The organism is Streptomyces sp. NPDC029041 (genome assembly GCF_040637515.1).
GTDB lineage: Bacteria > Actinomycetota > Actinomycetes > Streptomycetales > Streptomycetaceae > Streptomyces.
In genome coordinates this window covers 61,488-87,044 of record NZ_JBEZWO010000001.1, presented here as the reverse complement: position 1 = coordinate 87,044, position 25,557 = coordinate 61,488, and the positions used below count along the sequence as shown (strand labels likewise).

At 71.8% G+C, this 25,557-nt stretch carries 25 protein-coding genes and 1 pseudogene; 11 read left to right on the top strand and 15 right to left on the bottom strand.

Translation table 11 applies throughout. The features are described from left to right. Nucleotides 1-51: 51 nt before the first annotated feature. Nucleotides 52-1,017, top strand: a complete 966-nt coding sequence (locus AB0F04_RS00405) for a pirin family protein (RefSeq protein ID WP_362036125.1) — start codon at nt 52-54, stop codon at nt 1,015-1,017. 559 nt (nt 1,018-1,576) lie between these two features. Continuing rightward, nucleotides 1,577-3,310 (top strand): GAF domain-containing protein, encoded by a 1,734-nt coding sequence (locus AB0F04_RS00400; RefSeq protein ID WP_362036123.1) that lies wholly within the window; start codon nt 1,577-1,579, stop codon nt 3,308-3,310. 28 nt (nt 3,311-3,338) lie between these two features. On the opposite strand, the gene AB0F04_RS00395 is transcribed toward AB0F04_RS00400, so the two are convergent. Beyond that, complete coding sequence (locus AB0F04_RS00395; RefSeq protein ID WP_362036120.1) at nt 3,339-4,040, bottom strand: response regulator transcription factor; 702 nt, start codon at nt 4,038-4,040, stop codon at nt 3,339-3,341. 160 nt (nt 4,041-4,200) lie between these two features. On the opposite strand from AB0F04_RS00395, the pseudogene AB0F04_RS00390 reads away from it, so the two are divergent. Continuing rightward, nucleotides 4,201-4,710, top strand: a pseudogene (locus AB0F04_RS00390) (CBS domain-containing protein); the annotation flags it as partial. 16 nt (nt 4,711-4,726) lie between these two features. Then, the gene (locus tag AB0F04_RS00385; RefSeq protein ID WP_362036118.1) at nt 4,727-5,206 is read left to right on the top strand and encodes a flavodoxin domain-containing protein; all 480 of its coding nucleotides are present in this window, start codon (nt 4,727-4,729) and stop codon (nt 5,204-5,206) included. Nucleotides 5,207-5,276: 70 nt separating this feature from the next. Here AB0F04_RS00385 and AB0F04_RS00380 read toward each other — a convergent pair whose 3' ends face one another. Continuing rightward, nucleotides 5,277-5,690, bottom strand: a complete 414-nt coding sequence (locus tag AB0F04_RS00380; protein WP_362036116.1) for an STAS domain-containing protein — start codon at nt 5,688-5,690, stop codon at nt 5,277-5,279. A 368-nt stretch (nt 5,691-6,058) separates the two neighbouring features. Between AB0F04_RS00380 and AB0F04_RS00375 the strand changes: the two genes are divergently transcribed. Together AB0F04_RS00375 and AB0F04_RS00370 are read left to right on the top strand one after the other, a co-directional pair. After that, nucleotides 6,059-6,397 (top strand): Hsp20/alpha crystallin family protein, encoded by a 339-nt coding sequence (locus AB0F04_RS00375; protein ID WP_362036114.1) that lies wholly within the window; start codon nt 6,059-6,061, stop codon nt 6,395-6,397. Between the two features lie 309 nt (nt 6,398-6,706). Beyond that, nucleotides 6,707-7,588, top strand: coding sequence for a universal stress protein (locus AB0F04_RS00370; protein WP_362037286.1), 882 nt, complete (start codon nt 6,707-6,709; stop codon nt 7,586-7,588). Nucleotides 7,589-7,638: 50 nt separating this feature from the next. On the opposite strand, the gene AB0F04_RS00365 is transcribed toward AB0F04_RS00370, so the two are convergent. Then, on the bottom strand, nt 7,639-8,526 hold the full coding sequence (locus tag AB0F04_RS00365; RefSeq protein ID WP_362036112.1) for a universal stress protein: 888 nt from the start codon (nt 8,524-8,526) through the stop codon (nt 7,639-7,641). A 240-nt stretch (nt 8,527-8,766) separates the two neighbouring features. Here AB0F04_RS00365 and AB0F04_RS00360 point away from each other — a divergent pair, with 240 nt between their 5' ends. The 4 genes from AB0F04_RS00360 (at nt 8,767) to AB0F04_RS00345 (ending at nt 13,805) form a co-directional block, all read left to right on the top strand. Next, on the top strand, nt 8,767-9,639 hold the full coding sequence (locus AB0F04_RS00360) for a universal stress protein (RefSeq protein WP_362036110.1): 873 nt from the start codon (nt 8,767-8,769) through the stop codon (nt 9,637-9,639). A gap of 85 nt (nt 9,640-9,724) precedes the next feature. Next, nucleotides 9,725-12,493, top strand: coding sequence for a cation-transporting P-type ATPase (locus AB0F04_RS00355; RefSeq protein WP_362036108.1), 2,769 nt, complete (start codon nt 9,725-9,727; stop codon nt 12,491-12,493). Further along, nucleotides 12,490-13,149, top strand: coding sequence for a TrkA family potassium uptake protein (locus tag AB0F04_RS00350; protein ID WP_362036106.1), 660 nt, complete (start codon nt 12,490-12,492; stop codon nt 13,147-13,149). Before AB0F04_RS00355 ends, AB0F04_RS00350 begins: the two co-directional genes overlap by 4 nt. Further along, the gene (locus AB0F04_RS00345; protein WP_362036104.1) at nt 13,146-13,805 is read left to right on the top strand and encodes a TrkA family potassium uptake protein; all 660 of its coding nucleotides are present in this window, start codon (nt 13,146-13,148) and stop codon (nt 13,803-13,805) included. Before AB0F04_RS00350 ends, AB0F04_RS00345 begins: the two co-directional genes overlap by 4 nt. A 100-nt stretch (nt 13,806-13,905) precedes the next feature. Here the strand turns inward: AB0F04_RS00345 and AB0F04_RS00340 are convergent, their stop codons facing one another. The 10 genes from AB0F04_RS00340 to AB0F04_RS00295 form a co-directional block, all read right to left on the bottom strand. Next, the gene (locus tag AB0F04_RS00340; protein ID WP_362037284.1) at nt 13,906-14,793 is read right to left on the bottom strand and encodes a universal stress protein; all 888 of its coding nucleotides are present in this window, start codon (nt 14,791-14,793) and stop codon (nt 13,906-13,908) included. Nucleotides 14,794-14,894: 101 nt separating this feature from the next. After that, nucleotides 14,895-15,506, bottom strand: a complete 612-nt coding sequence (locus tag AB0F04_RS00335; RefSeq protein WP_362036102.1) for a V-type ATP synthase subunit D — start codon at nt 15,504-15,506, stop codon at nt 14,895-14,897. Further along, nucleotides 15,503-16,906, bottom strand: a complete 1,404-nt coding sequence (locus AB0F04_RS00330) for a V-type ATP synthase subunit B (protein ID WP_362036100.1) — start codon at nt 16,904-16,906, stop codon at nt 15,503-15,505. Before AB0F04_RS00330 ends, AB0F04_RS00335 begins: the two co-directional genes overlap by 4 nt. Beyond that, on the bottom strand, nt 16,903-18,666 hold the full coding sequence (locus AB0F04_RS00325; protein ID WP_362036098.1) for a V-type ATP synthase subunit A: 1,764 nt from the start codon (nt 18,664-18,666) through the stop codon (nt 16,903-16,905). The genes AB0F04_RS00330 and AB0F04_RS00325 overlap by 4 nt, the downstream gene beginning before the upstream one ends. Further along, on the bottom strand, nt 18,663-19,190 hold the full coding sequence (locus AB0F04_RS00320; protein ID WP_362036096.1) for a V-type ATP synthase subunit E: 528 nt from the start codon (nt 19,188-19,190) through the stop codon (nt 18,663-18,665). Before AB0F04_RS00320 ends, AB0F04_RS00325 begins: the two co-directional genes overlap by 4 nt. Then, a complete protein-coding gene (locus tag AB0F04_RS00315) occupies nt 19,187-19,414 on the bottom strand; it encodes a hypothetical protein (RefSeq protein WP_362036093.1) in 228 nt (75 codons plus the stop codon). Before AB0F04_RS00315 ends, AB0F04_RS00320 begins: the two co-directional genes overlap by 4 nt. A gap of 2 nt (nt 19,415-19,416) precedes the next feature. After that, a complete protein-coding gene (locus AB0F04_RS00310; protein WP_362036091.1) occupies nt 19,417-19,833 on the bottom strand; it encodes an ATP synthase subunit C in 417 nt (138 codons plus the stop codon). Between the two features lie 2 nt (nt 19,834-19,835). Next, nucleotides 19,836-21,293 carry a V-type ATPase 116kDa subunit family protein gene (locus tag AB0F04_RS00305; protein ID WP_362037282.1) on the bottom strand — a complete coding sequence of 486 codons (1,458 nt, stop codon included), beginning with the start codon at nt 21,291-21,293 and terminating at the stop codon, nt 19,836-19,838. A gap of 19 nt (nt 21,294-21,312) precedes the next feature. Beyond that, a complete protein-coding gene (locus tag AB0F04_RS00300; protein WP_362036089.1) occupies nt 21,313-22,269 on the bottom strand; it encodes a V-type ATPase subunit in 957 nt (318 codons plus the stop codon). After that, nucleotides 22,269-22,769, bottom strand: coding sequence for a hypothetical protein (locus AB0F04_RS00295; RefSeq protein ID WP_362036087.1), 501 nt, complete (start codon nt 22,767-22,769; stop codon nt 22,269-22,271). The genes AB0F04_RS00300 and AB0F04_RS00295 overlap by 1 nt, the downstream gene beginning before the upstream one ends. A gap of 173 nt (nt 22,770-22,942) precedes the next feature. Between AB0F04_RS00295 and AB0F04_RS00290 the strand changes: the two genes are divergently transcribed. Then, on the top strand, nt 22,943-23,797 hold the full coding sequence (locus tag AB0F04_RS00290) for a CBS domain-containing protein (RefSeq protein ID WP_362036085.1): 855 nt from the start codon (nt 22,943-22,945) through the stop codon (nt 23,795-23,797). A 42-nt stretch (nt 23,798-23,839) separates the two neighbouring features. Here the strand turns inward: AB0F04_RS00290 and AB0F04_RS00285 are convergent, their stop codons facing one another. Together AB0F04_RS00285 and AB0F04_RS00280 are read right to left on the bottom strand one after the other, a co-directional pair. Continuing rightward, on the bottom strand, nt 23,840-24,085 hold the full coding sequence (locus tag AB0F04_RS00285; RefSeq protein WP_362036083.1) for an acyl carrier protein: 246 nt from the start codon (nt 24,083-24,085) through the stop codon (nt 23,840-23,842). A gap of 2 nt (nt 24,086-24,087) precedes the next feature. Further along, nucleotides 24,088-25,557 carry a 2-oxo acid dehydrogenase subunit E2 gene (locus AB0F04_RS00280; protein ID WP_362036081.1) on the bottom strand — a complete coding sequence of 490 codons (1,470 nt, stop codon included), beginning with the start codon at nt 25,555-25,557 and terminating at the stop codon, nt 24,088-24,090.

Below are 25,557 nucleotides of genomic sequence, written 5' to 3'. Positions count from 1 at the left end.
GCCCGAACATGACGCTGACGCAAGGCCGTGCGCCGGACTAGGTTGTGCGCCATGAGCAATCTTGAGCGCGAAGCGGCCCCCTCCCTGTGCGGCGGCCGTGGCTTCGTGGTGGCGGAGCCGGTGCGCGAACTCCTGAGCCCTCGCAGGGTGAAGCTGGGCGAGTCCAGCGAGGTCCGCCGGCTGCTGCCCAATCTCGGCCGCCGCATGGTCGGGGCCTGGTGCTTCGTCGACCACTACGGTCCCGACGACATCGCCGACGAGCCCGGCATGCAGGTCCCGCCGCACCCTCACATGGGTCTGCAGACCGTGAGCTGGCTGCACGAGGGGGAGGTGCTGCACCGCGACTCCACCGGCAGTCTCCAGACGATCCGCACGCGCGAACTGGGACTGATGACCTCCGGCCGGGCGATCAGCCACTCCGAGGAGAGCCCGCGCTCGCACGCCCGCTTCCTGCACGGCGCGCAGCTGTGGGTCGCGCTCCCCGACGGACACCGCCACACTGACCCGCGCTTCGAACACCACGCCGATCTGCCGGTCGTCACGGCCCCCGGCCTCACCGCCACACTGATTCTCGGCGACCTCGACGGAGCGACCTCACCCGGCACCGCGTACACCCCGATCGTCGGCGCCGACCTGGCCCTGACCCGAGGCACGGACGTCCGCCTCCCCCTCGAACCGGACTTCGAGTACGCCGTCCTGTCCATGTCCGGCGAGGCCCACGTCGACGGCGTCCCCGTCCTGCCCGGCTCCATGCTCTACCTCGGCTGCGGCCGCCGCGAACTGCCCCTGCGGGCGGAGTCGGACGCGGGCCTGATGCTCCTGGGCGGCGAACCGTTCGAGGAGGAACTGATCATGTTCTGGAACTGGATCGGACGGTCGCAGGAGGAGATCGTACAGGCCCGGCGGGACTGGATGGAAGGGTCGAGATTCGGGGACGTGAAGGGGTACGACGGGGACCCGCTGCCGGCCCCCGAGCTGCCGTCGACGCCTTTGAAACCGAGGGGAAGGGTGCGTTGACCTGCGGAAACGAATGATCCCTCGCCGCCAACAGGTTTTATCCCCTGAGGTCGGCCCCGTGCCCGCCGGGATGGTCCGACGCCCGGCTCCTTGCAGGTGTGGTGCAAATCGGCAGTGCTCGCGGGAGTGCCGAGCGTCCCCCGCGAGCGCGGGGCCGACAAGGATCGTTCTCAAGGGCTCACCGAGTCAGCCATCAAGTTCGCCCAGCACCACCAGCTCATCACGGCGTGGCGGACTGGCTGGTCCTGGTGCCGCACGGGACGGGCCGTGGTGATCGTCGGATTCACCATCGCGGAGTTCACCCTCCGGCAGAGCGTTGCCGTTTGGGCGGGAGCGGCCTGACACAAGCCGCTGTTGTGAAGATCGGCATCATCTGCGCGGGCGATACCGGTGGCAATCTCGCCCGGCGGCTGACCGCGCTTGGCCAAGGAGACAGCGCAAGGCAGGTAGGGGTCGAGGAGGGCCGCGTGGTGCCTGCCTAATCCGGACACCGCCACTATCGTGAAGAGTGGGAGGCGCCTGACCTGGGTGTGTCCGCGGGAGCCGGTCGGAGGCGACGATGAGCGGGGAACGGCGCGGGCGGTCCCATCAGCACCTGCCGAAGCTGCGACTGGACGAGTTGCTGGACGAACTGCAGGCGCGGATCGACGCGGCGCGGGGCGCCCAGGATCGCGTGCACAGCCTGTTGGAGGCAGTGCTCTCCGTCGGGCGGGAGCTGGATCTCGCGCAGGTGCTCCGGCGTATCGTCGAGGCGGCTGTCGTGCTCGTGGACGCCGAGTACGGGGCCCTGGGAGTCATCGGTGACGACCGCATGCTCTCCGAGTTCCACACCGTCGGCATCAGCGACGAGCAGCGGGCCCTGATCGGGGACCTGCCCAGCGGGCACGGCATCCTGGGCGAGTTGATCCGGCATCCGGAGCCGCTCCGGCTGCCGGAGATCTCCGCGCATCCGTCCTCGTACGGCTTTCCGTCGCACCACCCTCCGATGCACTCCTTCCTCGGTGTCCCCATCCGGGTGCGTGACCAGGTGTTCGGCAACCTGTATCTCACCGAGAAGCGCGGCGCCGTGGAGTTCGACTCCGAGGACGAGTCGGTGCTTTCCACGCTTGCGGTGGCGGCGGGTGTGGCCGTGGAGAACGCCCGCCTGTACGAGGAGACGCGGCTGCGCGAGCGCTGGCTGGGGGCGAGTTCCGAGGTCACGCGTGCCCTGCTGTCGGGCGCCCCGAGCACGGAGGTCCTGGGGCTGATCGTGGAGCAGGCGCGGCAGATAGCCGACGCCGATGCCGGGATGATCGCCGAACGGGTGCCCGAGGAGAACGCGCTGCGGCCGATGCTCGCCGTCGGACTGGACGCGGAGCGGCGCAGCGGTCTGGTGATGTCGGGGGAGGACGGGTTCGTGGCCGCTGTTCTCACCACGGCGGAGCCGGCGGTGAGTGTCGACGTCCAGGAGGATGCCCGGACCAGCGGGGACGCGGCGCAGTGGGCTGGGCTCGGACCCGTGGTCGGTGTGCCGCTGGAGGCCGGTGGCAAGGCGGGTGGTGTGCTGCTGCTGGGGCGAGCGGCGGGGCGTACGCCGTTCACGGATGCCGACACCCGTCCCCTGCTCGGGTTCGCCGGGCAGGCTGCGCTGGCGCTGGAGCTGGCCGAGCGGCGCCGGGACGCCGAGCAGGTTGCGCTGCTGCGAGACCGTGACCGGATCGCACGTGATCTGCATGACCTGGCCATTCAACGGCTGTTCGCGGCCGGGATGACGCTCCAGAGTACGCAGCGGTTCGTCGACCATCCGGAGGCCGTGGAGCGGCTGTCGCGGACTGTGGACGACCTGGACGAGACCATCAAGATCATCCGGTCCACGATCTTCGGATTGCGGGCACACGGCGGTGGGGCGAGGGAGGGCCGCGGTCTGCGGGGCCGGGTCTCGGAGGCGGTGACGGCGGCTACCTCGTCGTTGGGCTTCGCTCCGGCGGTGCGGATCGAGGGGCTGGTCGACACCGAGGTGCCGGGTGATGTCGCTGATCACGTGCTTGCGGTGCTCGGCGAGGCCCTGAGCAACGTGGCCCGGCACGCGGCAGCTGGCTCGGTCGACGTGCATCTGCGATGCGCCAAGGGAGAGCTGACCCTCACGGTGACCGATGACGGTCGCGGAATACCGGAGGGTATCGCGCGCAGCGGGCTGAAGAACTTGGAGGAGCGGGCGGTCGCGCTCGGCGGGGAGCTGCGGATCGGTGAGCGGCCGGAGGGAGGCGGTACCCGGATGCTGTGGAGGGTGCCGGTGCGGTCGCGGCAAGGATGACCGCAGTCGGCTTGCCGCTGAGTCGGGCTCAGCGTGTCGGGCGCTCGCTCGCCTCCGGGTGCTCAAGGTGTGACGCGAGGACAGCGGCCTGGACACGTCGCTGTACGCCGAGCTTGGCCAGGAGCCGGGAGATGTGGTTCTTGACGGTCTTCTCGGACAGGTAGAGCTTCTTGCCGATCTCGCGGTTGGTGAGCCCGTCGCCGATCAGGGCGAGGATGTCCCGCTCCCGTGGCGAAAGGCTCGCCAATTCGGGTGCGTCGGCCGGTTCCTCGGAGGGATCGGCGCGCAGCGAGCGCATCAGCCGGCCCGTGGTCTCCGGGTCGAGCATGGACTGTCCCGTGGCCACCGTGCGCACCGCCGAGACCAGGTCGGAGCCCCTGATCTGCTTGAGTACATAACCGGCGGACCCGGCCATGATCGCGTCGAGCAGCGCCTCCTCGTCGTCGAACGAGGTCAGCATCAGACAGGCCAGCTCGGGCATGCGGCTGCGCAGCTCGCGGCAGACGGTGATGCCGTCGCCGTCCGGCAGGCGCACGTCGAGAACAGCCACGTCGGGGCGGAGCGCAGGGCCCCGGGCGAGCGCGTGCTGGACGTTCTCGGCGTCCCCGACCACCGAGATATCGGGTTCGGCGTCCAGGAGGTCCGTCAGACCGCGCCGCACGACCTCGTGGTCATCGAGCAGGAAGACCCGGATCGGGTGCTCCTTGGTGAAGGTGCGCGGCTCTGTCATCTCGACCCCTCTTCCCCGGAACGCCGGTAGGGCGTACTGCGGACTGCCCCTGACAACGATCGTTACGCGCCGGGGCCGAATGCACCAGGGCCGATCGGCCCCAGTCGTGCCGGGGGGGCCGGTCGGTCCCTGCAGGGGACCTCTGGCCAGCCGCCGCTTCCGGTTCGCCGTGCTGACGCCCGCCGCCCGCCGTCGGGCCGCGAAGGCGACGGCGCGCACGGCCGGTCAGCTCATGAGCACGCCGCCGGTCACCATGCACGCCGACTACACCATCATCGAGGCCGCGCGGACCATGGCCGGCGGCACGTCGAGCGGTTGCCGGTGCTCGACGAAGAGGATCGGCTGGTCGGCATCGTCACCCGGTGCGGTCTGCTCCAGGTCTTTCTGCGGCCCGACGCGGAGATCCGCGACGAGGTGATCGACGAGGTACTGGTACGTGCGTTGTTGCAGGCACCGAGCAGCATCGACGTCTCCGTCACCGAAGGCGTGGTCACGCTCGCCGGCCAACTGGAACGCAAGAGCGAGACGGCCATCGCCGCTTCCATGACCCGGCAGATCGATGGCGTGATCGCCGTCGTCGACGAGCTCACCTGGCGCCTGGACGACACGCATCTCCGATCGGACGAACAGGCGCTGCACGGCGTCCGACGACTGGCTGCACAAACTGTGAGAGGAGACGGACCACCATGCTGACGAATGTGCTGGTCTCCTACGGAACAACGAACGGATCCACCGCGGAGATCGCGGAGGTCATCGCCGAAGTCCTGCGCAAGGACGGGCTGACGGGCGACGCCCTCCCGGCGCGGTCCGTGCCGAATGCCGCGCCCTACGACGCCGTCGTGGTCGGCGGGCTGTACGCCGGTCGCTGGCACAGGGACGCCCGCCGCTTCGCCCGGCGCCACGGCAAGGTCCTGGCCGAACGCCCGCTGTGGTTCCTCAGCAGCGGTCTGCTCGCCCCCTCGGCATCGGAGCGGGACATCCCGCCCGTGCCGGGGGTGAAGAAGGCCATGGTCCGGCTCGACGCCAGGGAGCACGTCACCTTCGGCGGCTGCCTGCGGGAGGGCGCGAAAGGATGGGTCGCCGGGAACGGAAAGTGCGGGGATTTCCGGGACTTCGACCAGATCAAGGCATGGGCGGCGTGGATCGGCCAGGAGCTGACGAGTTGACGGGAAGGGCTGCGGCCGGTCGCTGGGGCTGAGCCCTACCCGAAGCTCAGCCCCGGCCCCGTCCTGGCGGTCAGCGGAGCCCTGGGACCGGTCGGCCCGCCGTGACATTGTCAGCTTCGACGGCCGACGTATCAGCCACGTCATCGGGCAGACACGGGAGCACTTCGAAGACGCCCGCCAGACCGGCGTGCCGGAGGGTCCACCGCAAGAAGGTGCTGTCGGTGACCAGACGTATTCGGCCGTGCCGAGCCATGACCCTGTTCCGTGCCCGGCACAGGACCCCCAGCCCGGTGCAGTCCATGAACGACACCGGGCTCAGGTCCAGTACCAGGTCGGGGCACGGGTCGGCGGTCAGTATGTCGAGGCGTGCCGCCAGGCCCGGTGCCGTGAGCAGGTCGATCTCGCCACGCACTGTCACGACGGTGGTCCCGCCGACCGTGCGCTCCGTGGGATGCGGAGTGGACCCGGTGCAAGTGTCGGACATGGTCCCAGCAAAGCCGGGTGAACGAGGCGTGCGATAGGGCCGACCGGTCCTGGTGCCCGGGGCCGGTAGGGCCTTCGACAGTGCGGTCGCGGACCGGCCGCCGGAAGAGTTGACCATGGCACCGCGCTCCTCAGCTCCGTACGGCAGCTGTGTGGGCTTCGTCCTTTCCAGCGTCGGACGGTCGTCCTGGTGAGGGCTGGTGCCGCTCGGCCCTCCCGGTGGGCCGGTAGGCCCAAGCGCGCACAGTGCCCGGTGGAAGACGCTGTTGTTGGAGAAGAGGTGAACGAAATGACCGGCACGATCGAGCGGCTCCCCGGCCTGCCAGTGCTGTCCGCCCCGACCGATTGGGCGAGGCAAGCTTCCCTGTGATGGACACCGTTCCCGAAACGCACGGCATCCACGTGGAAGAGCGCCTGACCGACGGGACGTATGTGCTGCTGGCCGGGCTTCCGGGAGTCGACGCCGATGACATCGAGATCACTATCACAGGAGGTGTCCTGACCCTGCGCGCCCAGCGCAGCGTGGTGACCGCCGAGAAGCAGTTCGTCTACGGCCACTACACTCCGCTGCCGACCGGGGCGAAGGGCGACGAGGCCACGGCGGAGTACCAGCATGGCGTCCTGACCATCACGATGCCGGTGCTGGAGACGGGGCCCGGCACCCGAGTCGCCCCGGTGCGGGAGCCTCTGAGCATGACAGTGCCCTGAGTCGCACATGAATGTGCTGCGAGTCGCACAACGGGTTGGCAGCGGATCCGCCCTTCTGCGGTGGACCCTCGTGTTTCCGGGAGCTGCCGGCCCCCCCGGGCGGGAACGGCGGTTGAGTAGTTGTGGCCCCCCGAGCGGCTCATTCGCCATGCGGCCTTGCGCCCGCCCTCTGGCCAGTCACGGGCGGGCCTGACCGCTGGGCCGAGCGTCCCCGGCGGGGACCGAGCAGCCCCTCGCGACCGGCTGTTCCGGGTGTGACGGTGAGTGAGAGTGAAATGCAGACTGCCCGACAGTGAGGCGGTGGAAACGATGAGGCCGGACCTGCCCTTGGTCGTGGGCGTGGACGGATCGGACGGTTGCCTGGCGGCGCTCGACTGGGCGGTGGATGAGGCCGCCCGGCACGGACTTTCGCTGCGGCTGGTGTACGCCTCCCTCTGGGAGCGCTACGAGGGCATCACCCCGTCACTCAGTACCGGACGCCCGTCGGAGCAGGTGATGGCCGACCACATCGTCGCCTCCGCGGCGGAGCGGGCCCGGCGGCGCAACCCCGACGTGAAGGTGTCCACCGACGTCCTCCCGGCCGAAGCGGCGGACGCGCTTCTGCGGGAGAGCAACAACGCCTCCGCCCTGGTCACCGGTTCGCGGGGCCGTGGCGAGCTGAAGGGACTGCTGCTCGGTTCCGTCGGGCTGGCCGTCGCGGCCCGCGCGCACTGTCCGGTGATCGTGGTCCGGGGCGACAAGGTCGGCTTGGCAGGTACCCATGAGCGGATCCTCCTCGGGGCTGGGGACCCCGCTGCCAGCGGGGAACCGGCGCGGTTCGCCTTCCGTGAGGCCGAGGTACGTGGGTGCACCCTCGACGTGGTCCGGGCCTGGCGTCGCCCTGCGCACGAAACCGCCGATGTGGCCGCGCTTGCCGAGAAACCCGCCCCGTACCACGCGGAGCAGGCCCGAGCCCAGCTGGACGAGCTGCTCCGCGACGCGGTCCCCGACCGTCCAGCCGTGCGGGTGCGCCGTACGACGGTGGAGGGGCCGGCCCGCAAGGTGCTGGTGGACCGCTCAGCCGCGGCCGACCTCGTGATCGTCGGAGCGCGGCGACGGCAGGACCACTTCGGGCTCCAGCTCGGCCGGGTGGCCCACACACTCCTGCACCACGCCCAGTGCCCTGTTGCGGTCGTGCCGCAGCACGCATGAGTACTGCGGCGTCGGCAGCCGCGCAGACGTCACTCAAGGGTCATGGCCCGTCAGCTTTCCCGCTTTCGGCCACGTACTACGGCGACGGGGCAGTGCGCGTGGTGCAGCAGTGCCTGGCTGACCGAGCCGAGCAGCAGTCCCGTGAAGCCGCCGCGGCCGCGGGCACCGGCCACGACCAGCTGTGCCTCGCGGCTGGCCTCGATCAGGGCCGGGCGGACCCGGGAGCGGACCAAGTGCCGTTGTACGGTGACACCGGGATGGCGCTCTTGCCATGGAGACAGCGTGTCGTCCAGCAACCGCTGCTCCTCCTCGCGGAGCCGCTCGATGTCCACCACCACGTTCAGAGGATCACCAGGACCCTCGTAGGCCCGCTCGCTCCAGGTGTTCCACACGTGCAGGGCCACCAGGTCCACGCCGCGCAGAGACGCCTCGGCGAAGGCGAACTCGACGGCTTTCTCGCCCGCCGGTGAGCCGTCGACCGCCAGCAGCACGGGACCGCTCGGGTCCGGCCGACCGCGCACCACCAGCACCGGGCAGCGGCCGTGCGCGGCCAGGTGCACGGCGGTGGAGCCCAGCAAAAGGCTGCCGAACGCGCCCAGTCCCCGGCTGCCGACCACGACGAGCGTCGCGGAACGCGACTCGATCTCCAGCACCATCAGCGGCTCACCGACGGTGACCTCTCGCGTTGTCTCCACGTGTGGCGCTGCTCCGCGGGCCCGCTGCTCGGCCTCGATCAGTGTGCCGTCCACCAGCTCACGCACCCCCGCCGCAGCCGGATTCCACGGATGTCCGCCGGGCGGTACGTGCATCGACGGCCACCCGAAGGCGTGCACGAGCCGTAGGCCCACGCCGCACAGGCCGGCCTCGAGTGCCGCGACCTCCACCGCGTGCAGGCTCGATGGCGAGCCGTCCACGCCCACGACGACCGGATTAGCCACGACAGATTCTCCTTCTCACCTGGCGGCCGGTTCTGACCGCCGCAGGGGTCGGCCGGCACGCGTGCACCGCCGCCTTCCTTCCAGCCTTCACCAGCCTGCGGCACCCCGCATCGTGCGGTGGAAACAGACGAGCCAACAGGCCACGCGCCCGCGCAGCCGTGGCGTGGCGGCACCCGACGGCAGGGGTGAGGCTGGAAGAACAGTGAACGGACGGGTGGCGGGGAGATCCCTGGAGGTGCCATGACTGGTGCGGACGGGCGTCGGCCGATCGTGGTGGGCGTCGACCCGGACCCTTCGAAGCGATTGGCCCTCGCCTGGGCCGCCGACGAGGCGGATCGACGTCACCTGCCTCTGCGGCTCGTCCACGCCCAGGGTGTACCGACCGGCGGATACCGGTCGGGGGAGGCGCGGCCGTCCTGGGAGGAGTGGAACCGGGCGCTGCACGGGCTGGGTGAGCAGGTACTCAAGGAGGCGGTCGCCTTTGTCGAGTCCCGGCGTCCGGCGGTGGAGGTGTCGACGCTGCTGGCGGAAGGAGAGCCGGCGTGGGTCCTGCGCGAGGAGGCTCGGGGCGCCGCCCTGGTCGTGGTGGGCTCCTGGCACCTGAGCAGGCGGCGCGAGATGTCCTCCTCCGCCTCTGTGGTGCTCCCGCTCACCGCCCACGCTCCCTGCCCGGCCGCGATGGTGCCGGAGCCGGAGCACGTCACCCAGCAGCCCGCGTACTTCGTGGTCGGTGTCGACGGCAGCCCGCATTCGGCCGCGGCGGTGGATGTGGCGTTCGAGGAGGCGGCCCTGCGCGGAGCGCTCCTGAGGGCCCTGTACGTCTGGCATCCGCCGCTCCTCGGTGTCCTCGATGAGGAAGCCGCGGTGCGGGAGTGCCGCCGGGTGCTCTCGGAGACGGTCGCGGGCCGCACCTCGACGCACCCGGAAGTGGAGCTGCACCACGAGGTCGTACGCGGGCACCCAGTGCAGGTCCTGACGGAAGCCTCGGAACACGCTCTTGGCCTGGTCGTGGGAACCAGGGGGCACGGAGGATTCACCGGCATGCTGCTGGGCTCGGTCAGTCAGGGAGTACTGCACCACGCCCGCTGCCCCGTCATCACGGTCCCGGCGTGAGGCAGCGAACGGCCCGGGACCCGTCTCCCGGACGGCCCTGTCCTCGCCGGCCGACCCGTCACATGACGAGAGAGCGCCGCCGTTCATGAGCGGCGAACAGGCGAGCACGGACCCGCTGGTACCGGATCTCCCCGCTGGTGAGGTCTTCTCCGTGCTGGGCACCTCACGGCGCGGCCTGCCGGCGGCTCAGGCACGGGCCAGGCTGGAGAAGTACGGGGCCAACGAACTGCCGCGCGCCGGGCGTCGCGCCGTGTGGCGGCAGTTGGGTGCGCAGTTCACGGATCTCTTCGCGGTGGTGCTGATCGTCGCCTCGGGGATCACCTTCCTGGCGTACGCGCTGGAAGAACCGCGTGACATCGGCACCTTCCAGCTTGCGGTGGCGATCCTGGGCGTCGTGGTCCTGAACGCCGCCATCGGCTTCGCCCAGGAGTACTCGGCCGAACGAACGGCTCAGGCCCTGGAAGCGATGGTGCCCCACACATGCCGCGTGCTGCGAGGCGGTGAACGGCTGGAGCTGCCCGCCCGGGAGCTGGTGCCGGGGGACGTGGTGGTGCTGGAGGCCGGGGACGCCGTGTCGGCGGACTGCCGGGTGGTGGAGGCGCACGAGCTGGCTGTGAACAACGCGCCGCTGACCGGGGAGAGCAACGCCGTGGGCCGCACAGCCGAACCGGTGGCCGCCGGACCGCCGTTGGAGGCCCGCAACTGCGTGTTCATGGGGACCGACATTGTCGCCGGCTCCGGGCGGGCCGTGGTCTTTGCCACCGGCGCGGCGACCGAGTTCGGACGGATCTACCGGCTGGCCGCGGCCGCCCCGCGGCAGAAGACCCCGCTGCAGCTCCAGGTGGCTTCGATGGCACGGCGGGTGGCGGGGGCGGCCCTGGCGATCGGTGCCCTGATGTTCGCCGTGCGACTGCCCACCGGGGAGTCCGCGGTGACCCTGTTCGTGTTCGCGCTGGGTGTGATGGTGGCGCTGGTGCCGGAAGGGCTGCCCGCGACGCTGTCGGTGTCGCTGGCGATCGGCGTACGGCGGATGGCACGCCGCCACGCCCTGATCAAACAGCTGCTGGCAGTGGAGGCGCTCGGGTCGACCACGGTCGTGTGCACCGACAAGACCGGGACGCTCACCCAGGCGGAGATGACCGTCACACAAGTGTGGGCGGGAGGTGCGCCGCACCCGGTGAGCGGTGTGGGGTACGAGCCGAGCGGCGAGGTCGCCGACGCCGCGCCGGTGCGTGAGCTGCTGCGGGTGGCGGGCCTGTGCTGCAACGCCCGGCTTGTTCCACCCACGGGCCCTCGGGAGCACTGGCGGGTGCTCGGCGACACCACGGAGGGGGCGCTGCTCGTCGTCGCGGCCAAGGCCGGTCTGGATCTGGGCGCGGAGGAGGCGGCGGCGCCGCGAGTGACGGAATTCCCCTTCGACTCGGACCGCAAGCTGATGAGCACGGTGCACAAGACCGGCGCGGGCTACCAGGCGTGCGTCAAGGGGGCGCCCGGAGAGCTGCTGGCGCGGTGCACCGACGTGGAGTGGGACGGGCGGCATGGGCTGCTGACTGCGGCGGACCGGGCGGCGGTCGTCGCGGCGGGTGACGCGCTGGCGTCGCAGGGGCTGCGGGTGCTGGCCGTCGCGTGGCGGGAGCTGGACGGGCCCCGCCCGGCGCAGGAGGAGGCGGAGTCGGCGCTGACGCTGCTGGGACTGGTCGGCATGCTGGACCCGCCGCGTCCGGAGGTCACCGACGCGGTCGCCGTCTGCCGCCGGGCCGGCATCCGGATCGTCATGGTCACCGGCGACCACCCGCTGACCGGGGAGGCCGTGGCCCGTCGGGTGGGGATCGTGCGGCGGCCGGACCCGCTCGTGGTGACGGGCGCCCGGCTCGACGCGATGGACGACGAGGCGCTCGACGCGCTTCTGGCCGAACCGTCCGAGCTGCTGCTGTGCCGGGTCAGCCCCGAGCACAAGATGCGTGTTGTCACCGCCCTCCAGCGGCGGGGCGAGGTCGTGGCGGTCACCGGGGACGGCGCGAACGACGCACCAGCACTCAAGCACGCCGACATCGGCGTGGCGATGGGAGCGTCGGGGACCGATGTCGCCCGGGAAGCGGCCTCGATGGTGCTGCTGGACGACTCGTTCGCGTCCATCGCAGCGGCGGTGCGGCTCGGCAGGTCCGTCTACCAGAACATCCGCAAGTTCCTGATTTACGTCTTCAGCAGCAACATCGGCGAGCTCGGCCCGATTCTGGCGGCGACCTTCGTGGGATTCCCCCTGGTCCCGATCAGCGCGGTGCAGATCCTCGCCATCGACCTGGGGTCGGACGTGATGCCGGCCCTGGCGCTGGGTGCGGAACGGCCCGAGCCGGATGTGATGGACCGCCCGCCGCGCTCCCGGCGCGAGCGGCTGTTCTCGGCAGCCGTGGTGGGGCGCATCCTGTTCCTGGGCGGCATCCAGGCGCTCGGCGTGTGCGCCGTGTTCTTCTGGCACATCCATTCCTCCGGCATCCCGTTAGACGACTTCACCGAGGACCACCCCGTCTACCGGGAGGCCGTCACGCTGGCCCAGGGCGGGATCGTGCTCAGCCAGTTCTTCGTCTCCCTCGCGGTGCGCACAGAGCGTCAGAGCATCCTGAAAGCAGGTCTGCTGTCCAATCCGGCCCTGCTGGCGGCAGGCGGCTTCGGTGTCGCCGTCATGGTCGCGATCAGCTATCTGCCGCCGCTGCAGGCCGTCTTCAACACCGCCCCGATTGACGCCGCCGACTGGGCGGTCCTCGCCGGGCTCGGCACCCTGCCCCTGCTCGCGGACGAAGCCCGCAAGGCATGGCTACGCCGGAGCGCCGCCCGCCCCCAAGGAGGTCCACGGTGAAGGTCATCGTCGTCGGCTGCGGACGGGTGGGCTCCACCCTCGCCGGTCTGCTCGCCGCGGAAGGGCACGACGTGCAGGTCGTCGACCGGCGTCCCAAAGCGGCCCGGCGGCTGCCCGACAGCGCTCGTATACGCTTCCAGGAGGGCAACGGCTACAGCCGCGCGGTGCTCGAGAACGCCGGGATCGAGCACGCGGACGCCTTCGTGGCCGTCACCTCCGGGGACAACAGCAACATCGTCAGCGCACGGACGGCGAAGGAGACCTACCGGGTGCCGATCGTCCTCGCCCGCATCTACGATCCCCGGCGTGCCGACATCTACCGCGAACTCGGCATCCCCACCATCGCCAGCGTCCGCTGGACCGTGCACCAGATCCACCGGATGCTGCTGCACCGCCATCTGAGCCCCGAACTCAGCTTCGGCAATGGAGAGACCCTGCTCGTCCGATCCGAGGTGCCCGACTACCTCATCGGGCGGCGGCTGACCGAGTTCGACGTCGACGGCGAGATCCGCGTCGTCGAGGTCACCCGCGCGGGCCGTTCCCTGATCCCCGCGCACAGCACGTCCGCGCAGGCGGACGACCTGGTCACCTTCGCCGTCGCCGCCACCGCGCTCGGCAGGCTGCGCGGGTTTCTCGACAAGGAGCTGGGGACGTGAACGTGCTCATCGCCGGCGCGGGGCGGCTGGGAACCCAGATCGCCCAGGTACTGTCCGCGGCACGCAACGAGATCACGCTGATCGACATCGACGACGACCGCGTGGCCGAACTGGGGAGCCGCCTCCCGGGAGTGCGGCTGGTCACCGGAGACGCGTGCGAACCGGCCCTCCTGGAACACTCCGGCGCCCTGGCCGCCGACCTTGTCATCGCCACCACCGGTGACGACGAGGACAACCTCGTCATCAGCCTGCTCGCCAAACGCCAGTTCTCGGTGGCTCGCGTGGCCGCCCGCGTCAACGACGCCGACAACGCCTGGCTGTTCGACGGGCGCTGGGGCGTCGACGTCGCCGTACCCGCCGCCACCCCGCTGATCTCCCTCATCGAGGAGGCCACCGGGGCCACCGACACGGTCGCCCTGCTGCGGCTCAGCAAGGCCGGCGTCGACGTCATCGAAACGGCCATCACGCCCCAGTCCAGGGCGGTGGGCCAAGCTCTGGGCGATGTCAGGTTGCCCGAAGGGACGGTTGTCGCAACGATCGTCCGTGATGGACAGCCCACCGTGCCGGATCCGGCGATCCGCCTGAGGGCCGGGGACGAACTCCTGCTCGTCTCGCACTCCGCGACCGAGCAGGAGATCCACGCGGCGTTCCAGTGAGCCGGGCCCGGACCAGGAGTATCCGGGGCACGGTCACACCTCGGTGTTCGGAGCGATCCAACGCCCGCTGCCCAGGCACCGAGCTCCGTGACCGGCGTCCTCAGTGGCGCTCTACCGCTCCCCGCACCACAGCCACCGGGCAGTGTGCGTGGTGCAGCAGGGCCTGGCTGACCGACCCCAGGAGCAGCCCGGCGAAACCACCGCGCCCCCGGGCACCGACCACCATCAGTTGAGCGGACCGACTCGCCTCGATCAAGGACTCGCGCGTACCGCCGTGGACCACCTTGTGTTCCACCGGCACACCCGGATAGCGCTCCTGATGGCCGGCGAGCGCCTCGAACAGCAGCCGCTCCTCCTCTTCGGCCAGTGCTCCCGGCGGGTTCGCGTACGGCATCGACTTGTCCCGCGGGGCGGGCATCGGCGCGTTCCACGTGGTCCAGGCGTGCAGCGCCACCAGCGGCGCATCGCGCAGGGCGGCCTCGGCGAAGGCGAAATCAACGGCCTTCTGTCCCGCGGCCGAGCCGTCGACGCCCAGCACGATCGGACCGTCGGGGTGCGGCCGCTCGCGTACCACCAGGACCGGACACGAGCCGTGGGCCGCCAGATGTACCGCCGTCGAGCCCACCAGCAGTCCGACGAACCCGCCCATGCCCCGGGACCCGACCACCACCAATTCGGCGGCACGCGACTGCGCCTCCAGAACCGTCAACGGCTCAGCGGTGACCACGACGTGACTGGTATCGACGTCCGGCGCCACCGCCCGTGCTCGCTCGACCGCCTCTGTCACCAGGCGATCGACCATGTTCCGCAGCCCGCCCTCCGACGGCCCCAGCGGCGACGGCTCCAAGGGCACGTGCATTGCGGGCCAGACGAACGCATGCACCACCCGCAGCCCGGCACCCCGCAACCGAGCCTCCCGTGCTGCCACCTCCACCGCGGCGAGACTCGACGCCGAACCATCCACGCCCACGACCACGAGACCACTCACCATGCCTCCTTCAGACAACACCGATACCTCTCACCTTCAGGTTCACCCGGGCCGGGCCCCACCGCCTCGGGGACCGAGCGGAGCAGTCGGGCGTGGAGCGGTCACCGTCCGGCCGCCCATCGCCGCCGGACGCTGTCCTCGTGTTCGGCCTGTTCCAAGGCCAGATCGGCCCGGTCGAGTGCCTCTCGCAACCGGGGGATCCAGTGGCGTCGCAGGGCACGGGCCCGGTGCCGGGTGCTGACGACCTCCGCGCCCACGAGTTCTGCGGCGGCGTGTGCGGCCGCGTACTCGGCGGCGGCACGCACAGCACGGCCGTAGGCCGCCTCGGAGTGCACGAGGGCCGTGTTGGTGGGAGCGGCGGTGGTCGGCGAACGGGCAGGTACGGACACGGCAACCGACGCCGGATGGCGTACCCCCATGGAGGTGGTCCACTGAACCGTGACATCGGTGGGGCCGATGCCCGCGGCGGCCGAATCCAGGGACTGTTCCCCGCCCAGGAGCAGTCCCCGCAGCAGCCAGCTCTCGGCCTCGGCCAGCAGATCCCGCCAGGCGTGGGTGGCTGCCTCCTCCGCGCGTAGCAGCCGCTGGTGCTCGGAGCGGAGGATGCGGAGCTTCTGCTCCAGCAGATCGGCTCCGCGCTCGGCGACGTCGAGGCTGTGCCGCAGCCGCAGTCGTCCCGCACGACCGGGCGGCGTACGGCGGGTGCCGGTCACAGGGAGGCCTCCGTGTCCGGGGCGTCCTTCGCGCCATGGGCATCGAGGAGGCGGGCGGGGAGCATGGAGAGCTGGCTGCGGGGCAGGGTGAGCAGCGCCCGCCAGCCGCGTTCCAGCGAGGTGGCGAGGTCACGCGGTTCGTCGCTGCGCTGGTCGGCGAAGTCCCGCAGGAACGCTTCCTCGAAGGCCAGGTACCTGCGGTCGGTGGAGCTCAGGGCCGCCTGACCGACCAGGTCCGCGAGGTCGCGAACCTGCCGGGCCCGGGCCAGGGCGGCCAGCAACTGGGCCGCGACGTCGAGGTGGTCGTCTCGGGTGCGGCCCGGGCCCGCACCCTTGCGCATCAGCCGGGAGAGAGAGGACAGGGCGTCCAGCGGCGGGTACACGCCGCGCGCCTGCGTCTCGGGCGAGAGCACGATCTGGCCCTCGGTGATGTAGCCGGTCAGGTCCGGCACGGGGTGGGTGATGTCGCCCGCGGGCATGGTGAGCACCGGCAGCACGGTGACCGAGCCGGGACGGCCCCTGACCCGTCCGCAGCGTTCGTACAGGGAGGCCAGGTCGCTGTAGAGGTAACCGGGGTAGGCGCGGCGGGCGGGGATCTCCCCCCGGGCGGCGGAGACCTCGCGCAGGGCCTCGGCGTACGTCGTCATGTCGGTCATCACGACGAGGACGTGCCGTCCCTCGGTGAAGGCGAGGTGTTCGGCGACGGTGAGCGCGATCCGCGGGGTGAGGATCCGTTCGATCACCGGGTCGTCGGCGGTGTTGAGCAGCAGGACCAGTTCTCCGGCGGCGGACCGTTCTTCCAGGGCGGCGCGAACGAAGGAGGTGTCGGCGTGGGTGAGACCCATTCCCGCGAAGACGACGCTGAACGCCTCACCGCCGGCGGTGGCCTGTGCGGCGATCTGGGCGGCCAGTTCCAGATGCGGCAGCCCGGCCACGGAGAACACCGGCAGCTTCTGCCCGCGTACCAGCGTGGTCAGTGCGTCGACGGCCCCGACTCCGGTGAGCACCGGCTCGGACGGCGGCTCGCGCCGCACCGGGTTGATGGGGGCGCCGCCCACATCGGCGTCGTGGGCGCTGAGAACGGGCGGGCCGCCGTCCAGGGGCGCTCCCCGGCCGTTGCAGACGCGGCCCAGCCAGTCCGTGCCGACCGGTACGCGCAGGGGGCTGCCAGAGAAGGCTGCCCGGACACCCTCCGGATCCATGCCCGCGGTGCCCTCCAGCACCTGCAGGACCGCCAGGTCGCGGTCGGCGTCCAGGACGACGCCGTGGCGCCGTTCGCCGGAGGCGAGGGTGACGCGTACGTACTCGTCCCAGCCGACCCCCGAGACGCCCTCGACGATCACGATCGGCCCCCTGAGCTCGCGCACTGTCGTGTACTCGATCCCACCGGGCAGACTCATGACCGCACCTCGTCCAGCCTGGAGAGCATGGCGTCCCGGCGAACCAGCACACCGGCGCTGTCGTGGGGGCCGGTGTCCTCCCTGGCGCGCAGCAGCGGACCGAAGTCGAGCTCCTCGACCGAGGCCGCCGGGACACCGGAGTCCACCAGCTCGTGGCAGCGGCCGGCGACCGCCAGGACGGCGTCGGCCAGCGCGGCCGTCTTCTCCGGCCCGCAGTATGCGTCCCGCTCCGACAGCGCGCTCTGCTGCAGCACACCCTCGCGGACCAGCCTCCCCGCCAGCACGCTGATGCGCTCCCGCGCGGGCAGGGCGGCGATGCCGATCAGGTCCACCAGATCGGCCAGCCGGTCGGCCTCCGCCAGCACCGCCCCCACCCGTTCGCGGTGCCGGGCCCACGCCGGATCGCCGGCCAACCTGTGTCCGGCGGCCAGCACCGGGACGTCGCGAGAGAAGGACCCGGCCCAGGACACCGCCGGGTAATGGCGGGCGTAGGCGAGGTCGCGGTCGAGGGTCCACAGGCAGCGGACGAAGCGTTCGGTGTGCGCGGTCACCGGTTCCGTCATGTCCCCGCCCGGCGGCGACACCGCGCCGATCACGGTCACCGAGCCGCGGTCCCCGCCGAGGGTGGTCACTGCGGCGGCACGCTCGTAGAAGGCCGCGACGGCGGAGGCCAGCCCGGCCGGGTAACCCTCCTCGGCGGGCAGCGCGCCGGTACGGGAGGCGAACTCGCGCAGCGCCTCGGCCCACCGGGAGGTCGAGTCGGCGATGACCACCACGTCGAGGGCCATGTCCCGGAAGTACTCCGCGACCGTCACCCCCGTGTAGACGCTCGCCTCACGGGCCATCATCGGCATGTTGGAGGTGTTGGCGATCGTCACTGTGCGGTCCGCGAGGCGTCCGCCCGTGCGCGGGTCCTGGAGCTCCGAAAGCTCCGTGATGACATCGGCCATCTCGTTGCCGCGCTCACCGCAGCCGACGTAGACGATGACGTCCGCGTCGCACCACTTGGCGATCTGCTGCAGCAGGACGGTCTTGCCGGTGCCGAAGCCACCGGGCACTGCCGCCGTACTGCCCCGGGCCACGGGGAAGAGCAGGTCGATCACCCGCTGGCCGGTGCTCAGGGCCTCGTGGCTGTCGACCCGCTCGCGTACCGGGCGCGGCCGGCGCACCGGCCACAGAGCGCCGACCGTTACCGCGGTGTCGCCCACCACGGCCACCACCGCGTCGCGCGCACGCTCCGTCGCGACGCTGACCTCCGTGACCGTTCCCCGGCAGCCGGGTGGCGCGAGGACCTTCATCGGCACCGGCCCCGCGCCGCGGATCGTCCCGATCGCCTGCCCCTCGGCCACGTGCTCGCCCCGCGCCACCATTGGAGAGAAGGACCATGTGCGTGTTTCGGCCGCTGCCCGCCGCGAGCCGGGCAACAGCCAGTCGCCCGCACCGGAAAGAGGGCGCAGCAAGCCGTCGAAAATCCCGCCGAGCAGCTCCGGACCGAGCCACACCGACAACGGACGCCCCTGCGGCAGCGCTGTCTGCCCCGGGGCGAGGCCGCCGGTGTACTCGTACGCCTGGACGGTGACCACGTCACCGCTGATGGCCACGACCTCGCCGGGCAGCCCGGCGAGGCCGAGCGAGACCAGGTCGTACATCGCGATGCCGCTCGTGTACTCCATCTCGACCAGCGGTCCGGTGACGCGCAGGATCCGGGAGGCCGGCTGCCGGTCAGTCGGCCGTCGGCGTGTCTCAGCGGCTTCCGTCACGGCTCCCACAGGCTCCGCACCTCCGCTCCCATGCGCTCCAGTGCGCGGTCGGCCAGCGCGGTCAGCGAGAGGTCGACCCGCCTTCCCGGCGCCCGGGCCACCACGCCCCCGTCGGCGTGCTCGCTCACCTCGGCGGCGGGACCGAGGAGGACACGGGCCCGGTGTTCCAGCCGTTCGCGCAGGGACGCGTAGCCGTTGGCCCGGCTTAGGTTTCCGGCCCGTTCGGCGGCCTCGCGGCGCAGTTCGTCGTACGCCTCCCGGCGGGCGGCGAGGGTGCGTGACCTGGCCTCGCGCCGGGCCCTGACGAGGAGGTCGCGGGCGGTGTCCGCGCCGTCGGCCTCGCCCTGGCGCCGGGCCTCGTCGAGGATTCCCCCGGCTTCGGCGCGGGCCTGGTCGAGCACGGCGGCGACCTCTTGCTCGGTGCGGGCCAGGAGTGCTTCCGCGTCGGCCTGAGCGGCCCGCAGCAGCTCCGCCCGGACCGGGTGGAGCGCGTCCGTCGTCTGGTCGGGGGCCGGAGTCGTCATGGCGGCATCACGGCGGTCAGCGGGCGGTGGCCTCCCGGCGCCGCTGGGTGCGACTCCAGCGCTTGGGCCGCGGCAGGGGTGAGGATCACCAGGTCGATGCCGTCCGGCAGGTCGCGCCAGACCCGGCGCACGGTTTCGGCGTCCTCCGCGACGAGGACGGCTGCTCCGGCAAGGGCCAGACCGGCCACACGGGTCCGCTCTCCGATGGCGGCGACGCGTCCCATGATCATGCCTTCCCGATGAGGATGACCGCGACGACCAGCCCGTAGATGGCGATGCCCTCGGCCAGGCCGACGATGACCATCGCCCGGCCGAAGAGTTCGGGCCGCTCGCTGAGTGCCGCGAGGGCCGCCGCACCGGTGTAGGCGACGGCGATGCCCGCCCCGATCGTCGCCCCGGCCACCGCGATCGCGGCGCCGATCAGGGCGGCGGATCCGGAGCCCGAGTCCTGTGCGGCCGTGGTCGCGGCCTGCGCGGATCCGCCGCTGAGCGCCAGGGTCAGCACCACGGTGGCGGCCACCAGGAGCACGGCGTCGGCGGCGACCATCCACCACAGGGCCGTGCGCCCCGAGCGTCGCAGCACAAGGCGTACGGCGACGAATCCCGCGAGGATGACGGGCAGGGCCAGGAACCAGGTGATCACGATCACTCCTCCCTCGCCGGGTCTTGCCGGACGGCCTGCGCCGCTGCGGGCGGCCCGGCGGCAGCGGCTGAACCCGGGGCGTGCTCCACCGGCAAATGCCAGGGTTTGAAGGGGCGGCCCTGGCTCTCGAAGAGCCGGGAGAACAGTTCGTAGAACTCCAGCCGCAGCGCCTGGACACCCGCCACCAGCGCCTCCAGGCAGAAGGCCAGGGCATTGCCGAGCAGGAAGACGAGAACCGCCGCGACGATGCCCACCGGGCCCCGGCCCGCCAGAGCCGTCGTACCGTCCCAGACGATCGCGCCGAGCGCCGCATGCGTCAGGCCGAAGGCCGCGAGTCGTGCGAAGGACACGACGTTGGAGCCGATCCGGACCACCGCGTCGAACAACTGAATGCCGGTCTGCACGGCGCCGCCCGGACCGCCCGCCGTGGTCGCGAAAAGCCCTGCCCCGGCCAGCGCCAGGCCGACCGCCGCGATCACGGCCCCCACGACGCCGTACAGCGCCTGGCCGAGCCAGACAGACCCGGCGATGATGGCGAGACCGAGATAGAGCGCCGCCCCGGCGATCCCGGTCGTCGCGTACAGGGCCGCCGCCGGTCCGCCCTCCCGCCACCGGTTGGCGATTCCCGCGGCGTAGGCGACGGCGAGCAGCACCGCGCCGAGCCCGACGGCGACGGCCAGCAGCCGCATGGGCTCCTCCAGCGGCTCCAGCCACAGCACCGGCAGCACCCCGGTCGGGCCGAAGAACTCGCCGTACGCCACCCCGGCCAGAGTGGCGGCCAGCCCGGCCCCGGCGACGAAGGGCCACAGCGGACGCAGCGCCGCAACCCGGTGTGGCCGTCCCGCCCGAAGCAGGAGCGCGATGGCGACCAGCAGCAGCCCGTGACCGGCGTCGCCGAACATCAGGCCGAACATCATGACGTAGACGATCCCGGCCGCCATCGTCGGGTCGAGGTCGGCGTAGGGCACGGTTCCGTACGTCGTGACCAGGGGTGTGAAGGAGCGCCGCACGGTCGCCGCGGAGCCCGGAGGCACCTCGCCCGCTCCGGTCAGCAACGTCGGCGGGTCGACGCCACGCGGGGCTCGCAGCGGCACCAGCGCACCCCCGGCACCGGCGATGCGCGCCGCCGTGGCGCCCACGTCCGTCTCGGGGCACCAGCCGGCCAGTGCCGCGACCGCTCCGTGCCGGACCGCGCTGCCGAGCCGTTCCTCCAACTGCGCCTCTCCCGCCAGCAGGTCCGTGCGGCCCTCGCGCTCCAAGGCGTCCAGGTCGGGGGGCGCCGCCCCGAGAGCGGGACGGGCCGGCTCGGCGCGCAGCCGCGTCAGGCGCGCCGCCGCCGGTCCACGGATGTCCGGCCCACCATCGCCGGCCAGATCTATCTCGACGCAGCCCGCCTCAGCGATCCGCACGAGGCTCTCCCGCAGCGCCTCCTCGGGGGCCACGATGGCCACCCTGCGCATACGAACGGGGACCGCGGTCTCAGCCCGGAGCATCGAGCACCTCCGCCGGCCAGTCCCCGGGGCCGCCGCCCCGGCCTGCCAGTTCCAGCGCGCCACGGGTCCGCCAGGCGTCGGCGGACAGCACGGCCACGGTCCCCACCACCGGCCGGGGCCCGAAGTGGGACCGGCGCAGCAGTTCCCGGCCGTCCCGCTCGACCGCCTTCCACCACCCTGCCTCGGCCCGCCACAGGTCCGCCGGCTCGTCGACGTCCTCCAGCAGCCATCTCGCGGTGGCCGGCAGCGCCTGCCGGAAGTCGGCGTACGATCCGGCGCTCACCGCCCGCGGGCCGAGCAAACGGGCCGCCCGGCGGGTGGAGACGTCCGGCATCCGCCGGCCGACGACGAACACCTCGCGGCCGAACAGCAGGGCGAGCCGGGCCGCCGCCCAGCGCGCCGCGTCGGGAACGGTGGTGGCGAGCCGTAGGGCGGCGGAGACCCGCATACCGGTGGCGACCGCTGCCGAGGAGTCGCCCCCGGGGTCGCCCCAGACGGAGGCCGCGAGAGCGTTGCGCAGCTCCGACGGCGTACGGGTGCGGGCGAGCCGCGTCCAGGCGATCGCCAGCGCGCCCAGGCGGTAGGGCGGGACGTGGGGGCGTGGGCTCAACGCTCGAGGGTCGGCCGCCAGAGCCCTCAGATGGTGTTCGGTGTTGGAGATCTCGAATCCCGCTGCGAGTGCCCGGATGGCGTCAGCACCGGTCGCCGGTTGCCAGCCGGCGAGGACCCGCAGATGCCACAGCAGTGTCGCCGAGACCGCCCGCTGGCCTTCGGCCGACGTGGCGCCGGGGGTTACGTCGTGCCGATAGGGGGTGGCCGCCAGGTAGCGCAGTGCATCATCGAGGGTGGGGGACGCGGCCACCTCCCCGATGCCCTCGGCCCCGAGGCATCTGGTCCGCAGGGCGCGTGCCCGGGTCACACCGGCCACCCAACCAGCGCTCATCATGGACCACCCTCCCGGGGCGTCCACTGGCCGGGCGACCGATGCCCCTCGGCTGACGGGGGAGTCGGCTGCTCCGCCGCGACGTCCTCCCTGACCAGTGCCACCACTCCGTCGGCGAGCCCGGCCATCCGGCTCCTGGCACGGTCGCGTACGGCGGCGGCCTCGCGTGCTGCTTCGGCGAGCAGTGCCGCCGCCTCGGCCTCGGCGGCCCTCAGTACCTCCTCGGCAGTGCCCGCCCGTACCCGGTCGGCCTCCTGACGCGCCTCGGCCACGATCTGCTCGGCCTGCCGCTGTGCTTCCCGCAGGCGTGACGCGGCGGCCGTGTCGGCCCGTCCTCGCAGGGCACGGGCTTCCGCCTCAACCTGTTCGAGCAGGGCCAGGGGCGGTGAGAGTTCCGCACGAAGCTCGGCGGAACGGTCCGAGGGGACACCACCTGGCGCGGCCCGGCCGGGCGATGCCGCCGGCCGGAACCGCGTCAGAAAGTCCCGGAAACCCGTCACGAACTCTCCTTCGGAGGGACCAGGCCCCGCTTCCAGTCTCCGTGCCAGGCGCTGGTGTGTCGCGCCGCGCCGGGCCACCTGTCCCACTGGAGTGGCGGTTCGGCCCGGAGGCCGCGCCGGCCGAACGATGCGAGACTGACCGCACAGGCGGACGGCATCCACGGGAGGCGGCCGTGAGCGACTTCGAGCACCGCTCCACGGAGAAAGAAGCCCGCGGTAGCGCGCCGGGCCGCTCTTGGACACCTCGGGAGGAACCGCGCCAGGACGCGCTGCGCCGCTACCTCGCGGCAGTCGCCGCCGCCGCGACGGCGAGAGGCGCCGAGGAGCCCGGGCCCGGCGAGGAGAGGCCGGAGACGCCCGTCGCTGCCGCACCCGAGTCGTCCGCCCGGGAACCGGGGACCCTCCGTGTGCGGGACGTCATGCAGGTGCCGGCGGCTTCCGTCCAGGGCGACCTGGCGTTCCTGGACGTGGCGCACACACTCGCCCGCGAGCAGGTGAGCGCTGTTCCTGTGGTCGACGCGGAAGACCACGTGATCGGTGTCGTCTCGGAGTCCGATCTGCTTGCGAAGGCTGCCGTCATGGCGGAACCACATCGGCACGGGCCTGTCGGCAGGCTGCGGCAGCACCGCTTGTACGAGAAGAGCCACGGCGAGACGGCGGCCACGTTGATGACCTTCCCGCCGGTCACCGTCCACCCGGCGGAGCGTGTGGCGGACGCCGCGTGGACCGCCGCCCACGCGCGGTTGAAGCGGCTCCCCGTGACCGATCACCGCGGTCGGCTGGTCGGTGTGGTGAGCCGGCGCGAGCTGCTGCTGGCCCTGATCCGTGACGACGCCGAGATCCGGACCGAGGTCGATTCCCTGGTCGGTCGGCATCTGCTGGATCCACGCGCTGTCGAGGTGACCGTGGAGAACGGCGTGGTGACCATGGCGGGGAGACTGGACAAAGATCTTGTCCCCGAACTGCTCGCGTCGGTGAGGGACATCGATGACGTGGTGGAAGTCGTCGACGACATAGAGGCGGTCTGAGCCGTAGTCGCTCACGGGACGCGTGTCACTGCGCGTGGACCGCTACTGCGTGCGGGCGACGAGGAAGTCGGCGCTGCCGGCGAGTGTGGTGAGCCGGGTCGTGTCCTCGTCGTCGATGCGGACGCCGGACCGTTCGCTGAGGACCTCCACGAAACTCAGGAAGTCCAGCGAGTCCATCTCCAGCACGTCGCGGAATGCATCATCAGGCCCGAGAACGGTGACGTCGGCGTCGGGGATGACGGTGGAGATCGATTCCCTGACCATGTCCAGTGCATCGGTCCGGTTCATGTTCATAGTTGCTCCGGGTTCTGCAGGAGGCGGGTCACCGCCGTGAGGTAGCGGGCGCCGACGGCCCCGTCTGTCGCCCGGTGGTCGGCCGAGAGGGTCACCGTGACCACGGGGCGCACACCCAGCAAGCCGTCGACGGCGCACGGCCGGTCGACCACCCGACCGAAGCCGACCAGGGCCACCTGCGGCGGGTAGATCACACCGAAGACGGTCTCCACGCCCTGATCGCCGAGGTTGGTGACCGTGATGGTGGCGTCGGACACCTCGGAAGCGCGCAGCCTGCCGGTACGGGCCCGGGTGACGAGGTCCTTCAGAGCGCTCATCAGCTGCGGGAGCGCCAGGGCGTCGGCGTGGTGCAGCGCGGGGGCGACGAGCCCGCCGCCGCGCAGGGACACGGCCACGCCGAGGTGCACGCCCTCGCCCGCCGTGAAATGGTCGTCGGTCCAGAAGCCGTTGAACTCCGGGACCTCAGTGGCCGCCAAGGCCGCGGCCTTGAGCAACAGGGCCGCGGGCAGCAGCCGTTCACCGACCGGGCTGCGTCGGTTGTGCTCAAGCAGCCAATCCATCGCTGCGGCCATGTCCACAGTGGTGGAGAGGTAGTAGTGGGGGATGTCCCGGTTGGCGCGGGCCATGAGGCCGGCGATCGCCTGCCGCATGGCCACCGTCCGGTTTTCAGACGGGCGTGCCACAGAAGGACGAGCCACAGCAGGGCGTACAGCGGAAGGACGGTGGGGCCCGGCGCCTGCGGGCGGGGGCGGGGCCGAAGGGCCGGGGGCTGTATGACGTACGTCCGCCGCACGGACGGCCGACTCCCTGCCCGTCCCCGTCACCGTGGCCAGATCCACGCCCAGTTCGGCGGCGAGGCGCCGGGCGAGGGGAGTGGCCCGCACCCGCGGTGCCTTGGTGCCGGCTCGGGTGGCGGCCGCATGCTCGACGTCGGTCCGGGTGACGCGTCCTCCTGGTCCGGAGCCGTGCAGTGTCTCCAGGTCGACGCCGCTGTGCTCCGCGAGGTGCCGGACCAGGGGACCCGCCTCGATGTGGCCGCTCGGGCGAACGGCGGACGTTACTGGAACCGGGGTGGGTTCGGGTGGTGGGGAGGGGCGCTCGAGGGTCGGGCGCCTTCTCTGTGTGTGACGGACCGGTCGCCGCTCCTTGGCCTCCTCGGCTTTCCCCGGGCTCGCGGACTTCCGGGGCTTCGCCGGTTTCTCGGGTGCCTCCGGCTTCCCGGGTTTCTCCCCCTTCGGTCCGATGAGCGCGAGGGGCGTCCCCACCGGCACCGTCGTACCGGGCTCCACGAGCAGCTCCGTCATGGTCCCGGTTTCGAAGCACTCCACCTCGATGGTCGACTTCGCGGTTTCGACGACCGCGACCGGATCACCCTTGTGCACGGTGTCACCGGGCCCTACCAGCCATTCCAGGAGCATGCCCTCATCCATGTCCGCGCCGAGGGACGGCATGGTGAACTCGGACAT